The organism is Craterilacuibacter sp., assembly GCF_051659485.1.
In the GTDB taxonomy this organism is placed as follows: domain Bacteria; phylum Pseudomonadota; class Gammaproteobacteria; order Burkholderiales; family Chromobacteriaceae; genus Craterilacuibacter.
Map to the genome: position 1 here is coordinate 1 of NZ_JBOFOO010000142.1, position 2,061 is coordinate 2,061.

Here is a 2,061-nt window from a genome sequence, read left to right on the forward strand (position 1 = left end):
AGTACGGCTCCCGCGTCAGCGTCTTCCTAAACACGCTCTAAGCCGGTAGCGAAGACCGCCATATGAGCCTCGCAGCTAATCGACGAGGGAGGTATTGCCCAGCAATTTGACGAATTCGCGTTTGATCAGGGTATCGGAAATGAAAAACACCGTCACTCCCTGGTCATCCTGCGTATAGGCCGCCCGGTAGTTGATATTGTGCCCCAGAGCGACCTTGTATTCGTAAATGAGCCGTCCGTTGCGCTTCAGATGTTTGGCAATTTTGATCTTGTGCGGCCGGTGCTGGATGATTTGCGGCAGTTCGCGGTAGATATTGTCTTTTACCTGCGCTTCTGTCGACTTGAAGTGGCGAAAAAACCTGTCCAGATAGGTGTTGCTGTCAATCTTGGCGTCGAGCATGGCCTGTTCCCGGGTAAGCCGTATTTTTGGCAACCCTTTACTTTAGCCAATGAACGACTGCAGTGCCGTACCCTGCCTGTCAAAGCATCAGGGTATCCCAGCCCAGCTTGACGATCAGTATGCTGGTCAGGATCAGGAACAGTATGCGCACGAAGCCCGCCCCCTTTTTCATCGCCAGATAACTGCCGACCATGGCGCCGGCCATATTGCTGGCCGCCATCGGTAGCGCAAAGCCGAACAGCACATTGCCGCTGGGAATAAAGAACAGCAAAGCCGCGACATTGGTCGACAGATTGACCACCTTGGCCGCGGCCGAGGCATGCAGGAAGTCAAACGCAAAAAAGCGGATAAACAGAAACATCAGGAAGCTGCCGGTGCCCGGCCCGAACAGACCGTCGTAAAAACCGATGGCGCCTCCGATGGCCACTCCGACCAGCATCTCGCGCCGCCCGATGATGACCGGTCTGTGCAACTGGCCGAAGTCCTTCTTCCATAGCGTATACACCGCCATCACGATCAACAGCAGCAGCACCATGGGGCGCAGGATATCCTTGGGCAGCAGGCTGACGGTGGCCGCACCGGCAAAGGACATGGCAAAAGCCGCGCTGGCCGCCGGCAACACCAAACGCCATGGCAGCTTGACCCGTTTGAGATAGCTGCGGGCCGCCGACAGCGTTCCGAATGCCGACGCAAACTTGTTGGTTCCAAACAGGGTCGCGGCCGAAGTATTCGGCAGGATATTGAATAGTGCCGGGATCTGAATCAGGCCGCCACCGCCGACTGCGGCATCGATCAGGCCGGCCATAAAGGCAAACACACATAAAAAAGCAAGGGTAAACACATGAAACTCCCATGGGTCGAGCCCGCATTGTATGTAATTGAGTTTAATGTTGCTTGGCTTTAATCAATACAGCATTAATCCTACCCATTTCAGCTTGAAATAGCCCGCACGCGCGGGTATTGCGCGCTTTGTGCTAACACAAGGCGCGCTCCGGGCAGATGCGTTATAAAAAGCATTCGATTTTTAACGATTACCATGCGCTATGCCTGATTCAACGCTAAACGATATGCATCGCGATGCCACGCTGGCACGCCGCTTCTGGGCTTATGCCTTCCCCTCGATACTGGCCATGCTGGTGACCGGCCTGTATGTGGTCGTGGACGGCATTTTGTCGGTCACTATGTGTTCCTGCAGGTGTTGCTGCTGGCCAAGGAGATGAAGCTACTGCGGGTGGGCACGGTCAGCATGGATGGTACCAAGGTGCATGCCAATGCTTCGCGCCATAGCGCGCTGTCTTATGGACACATCGAGAAGCTGGAAGTCCAACTGCAAGCCGAGATTCAAGAGATACTGGCCGCGGCAGAACACGCCGACCAAGCGGCATTGCCCGATGGCATGAGCGTGCCGCCAAAGAAAAGGAAAGTGGCCGCAAACCGGGTGGCAAACCACCACAACCGCCGACCCCCGGCGCCCGTGCCAGCGACCAGGTCAATCTCACCGACGAAGAGTCGCGCATCATGCCGCAATCCGGCGGCGGCTTTGAACAGAGCTACAACGCACCAGCAGCAGTCGATACGGACAGTCTGCTGGTGGTCGGCATCATCAAGTCAGTGCTGGGCTTTCGTCAGTTCAGCCTGCGAGGCCTGCACCAAGTGAATGGC

General features: G+C 56.1%; 2 protein-coding genes and 1 pseudogene. 1 reads left to right on the plus strand and 2 read right to left on the minus strand.

What is annotated here, in order from left to right; genetic code table 11:
- Nucleotides 1-75 precede the first annotated feature (75 nt).
- Both ACRC1E_RS04875 and ACRC1E_RS04880 read right to left on the minus strand, forming a co-directional pair.
- Nucleotides 76-399 (minus strand): hypothetical protein, encoded by a 324-nt coding sequence (locus ACRC1E_RS04875; protein WP_438513985.1) that lies wholly within the window; start codon nt 397-399, stop codon nt 76-78.
- Between the two features lie 79 nt (nt 400-478).
- Entirely contained in the window at nt 479-1,240 is a 762-nt protein-coding gene (locus tag ACRC1E_RS04880; RefSeq protein WP_438513986.1) for a sulfite exporter TauE/SafE family protein, read from the minus strand.
- 342 nt (nt 1,241-1,582) lie between these two features.
- Here ACRC1E_RS04880 and ACRC1E_RS04885 point away from each other — a divergent pair.
- Nucleotides 1,583-1,995, plus strand: a pseudogene (locus ACRC1E_RS04885) (IS5/IS1182 family transposase); the annotation flags it as partial.
- Nucleotides 1,996-2,061 lie beyond the last annotated feature (66 nt).